Below are 2,588 nucleotides of genomic sequence, written 5' to 3'. Positions count from 1 at the left end.
CGACGGCCTGTGGTCGAACCCCAATATCTGGTCCAGCCGGACGCTTCCAACTGACGGCGCCCGCATCGTCATCCCCCAGGGTCGCTCGGTCACGGTCGACTCAGAGATCACCGAGGAGTTCAAGACGCTCCGCATCGACGGCACGCTACGGTTCGCCACAGACCGTGACACCGAACTGCGCGTCGACACGATCGTTAGTACGATGACGGGCGAACTCGTGATCGGCGACGCGTGCAACCCGATCGAAGCAGACCACACCGCCAGAATCGTATTCGCCGATGACGGCGCCATCGATCGGACGTGGGACCCCAACCTGCTCAGCCGTGGGGCGTTGCTGCACGGCAAGACGACGATCCACGGCGCGGAGACGACGGCCTTCGCTCCGCTTGCAGCCGGCGGCGTCGCTGCCGGGGCGACGCAGATCACGCTCGCGTCAGAGCCTATCGGTTGGCGTGTCAACGACCAGATAACGATCGCTGGCATCGATCCCAACGATCCCGCGAGCGACGAGGTTCGAACCATCGCCTCGATCAGCGGCTCGACGATCAGCTTCAACACGCCGCTCGTCCGCGATCACGTCCCACCAAGAGCCGACTTGGAGGTGCACGTCGCCAACCTAACGCGGAACGTACAGTTCACGTCGGAGAACACCGACGTGCAGCGCCGCGGTCACGTGATGTTCATGCACACGAACAACGTCGATGCCCGCTACTTCAGCTTCCAGGGCCTTGGCAGAACGGACAAGAGCATCGAGCTACAAGACTGGCGGCTTGTGAGCGACTCGGAGGGGTCGATCGGCGACCTTGTCGAAGTGCAGGACCTGGGCGGGTTCAACGTGCGTGGCCGTTACTCCCTGCACTTCCATCGTGGCGGCCCGACTGGCACGCCGGCCGTGATCCAAGGAGGCGTCGTTCGAGACGATCCGGGGTGGGCGTACGTCAATCATTCGTCAAACGTCGACTTCCTCGACAACGTCGCCCACAACACGACGGGCGCCGCTTACAACACCGAAGCCGGCGACGAGATCGGCTCGTTCGTGCGGAACATCGCCATCCGCACGGTGAACCCCAACGGCAACCCCAATCCGCCAGACATCGAGATCAACGAGGATCAGTCGCCTGACTTCCGGGTCCTCACCCAGGACTTCGGTTGGCAAGGCGACGGCTTTTGGTTCCACGGCGCCGGGGTGACGGTTGAGGACAACGTGGTATCGGGCGCCTCGGGTCACGGCTTCATCTACTGGACGCTCGGACTCGTAGAGAAGGGGCTCGGAGAGAATCAGGTCCTTGCGGGCAACTTGCCCAACGGTCATCTCATCGGCGGCCCCGACACGCCCGTTCGCACGAAGCACGTGCCTGTCCCGAGCTTCGACGGCAACTCGACCTACAGCGCTCCCAAGGGCCTCCTCGTTGCTTACTTGCACACCGACAACCGTGACGAGAACGACGATCACTTCGTCGGAACAGGAGAACTGGCGGCGGTCCCACAGAGCTACGAAGACTCACTGCAATCGACGTTCTCCAACTACACCGCGTGGAACGTCCCGCTCTCTGGTATCTCGGCCCCTTACTCGGGCCGTCTTACTTTCGAGAATATCGACATCCTCGGATCGGGCGCCGAGGGCTCAATCGGCATCAAGCTTGATCAGTTCGCCAACCAGAACGATATCACGGTACGCAACATCGACGTGGACGGATACCTCGTCGGTGTGGCCGCGCAACGCCAGGGCGAGGCGATCATCGACGGCGCCGTCATCTCCGCCCCGACCGGCATCCGCATCAGCGCGCCCAACACGAATGCTCGCAATCTGGAGATCAGCAACGTTCAGTTCGTCACGCCGAGCGGCTTGTTCGAGCCGGGGGAAGAGTGGATCCGGATCGATATGAACGAAGCGTGGGATGTCGGGCTTGCAGGCGGTCTGTTTGGCATCGATGAGTTCTTCTACGACGAAGCGACCTTGCTCTACGTGCCGCCGATCTTTCAGAGAGACCGCATCACGCTCAACACAGCCGATAATGAGAACGTGGGGCTCTACTTCGACTCGCAGAGCCCCAGCTTCCGACCCATCCCCGCAGGCGGCGAGCTTTCCGCGTTCGTCCCGAACGAACTCGTCGGCCTCACCAATGCACAGCTTCAGCAGCAATACGGGATCTCCTTCTCGGATGCGGTATGGCCAGCGGGAACACGACCGGACGCTTTAGTTCCCGGAGCGCGCATTGGCCCTGCGTCGCCCTCGTTCGAAGCCGTGCCTTCTCCCTCAGACGCCTACTGGATCGATTACCTGACGTCGCTCGGTGTCTACCCGCCGCCGACGAGCGGATCAGCGATCGCTCCACAGCAAGCGACGCTAAGCGGTCCGCCCTCCGCCAGCGAAGATTCCACGTCTTCCGAATCAACCAGGGCGCTGAACGCGGCTTCCCTTGCCACGTTCATTGACGCCACCGACGACCACCGCTCTCAGGGCAGGCGGGCGGCCCCCGAACGGAGGAGTTCGTTCGTTCGCGTAGACAGTGGAGAGTCTTCTCGCATCCGCCGCGCGTTGATGCTTCCGCCGAGCGAGGCCAAAGCGAAAGCCCCGTCGCGGGATG

At 62.7% G+C, this 2,588-nt stretch carries 1 protein-coding gene; it reads left to right on the top strand.

Annotation, left to right across the window (positions count from 1 at the left end; translation table 11 throughout):
- On the top strand, positions 1-2,588 hold a 2,588-nt coding region (locus AAGI46_16815; protein MEM1013869.1), incomplete at both ends, for a G8 domain-containing protein.

The sequence above is a fragment of the Planctomycetota bacterium genome, assembly GCA_038746835.1.
GTDB lineage: Bacteria > Planctomycetota > Phycisphaerae > Tepidisphaerales > Tepidisphaeraceae > JBCDKH01.
This window is presented reverse-complemented; position numbering and strand designations above follow the sequence as displayed.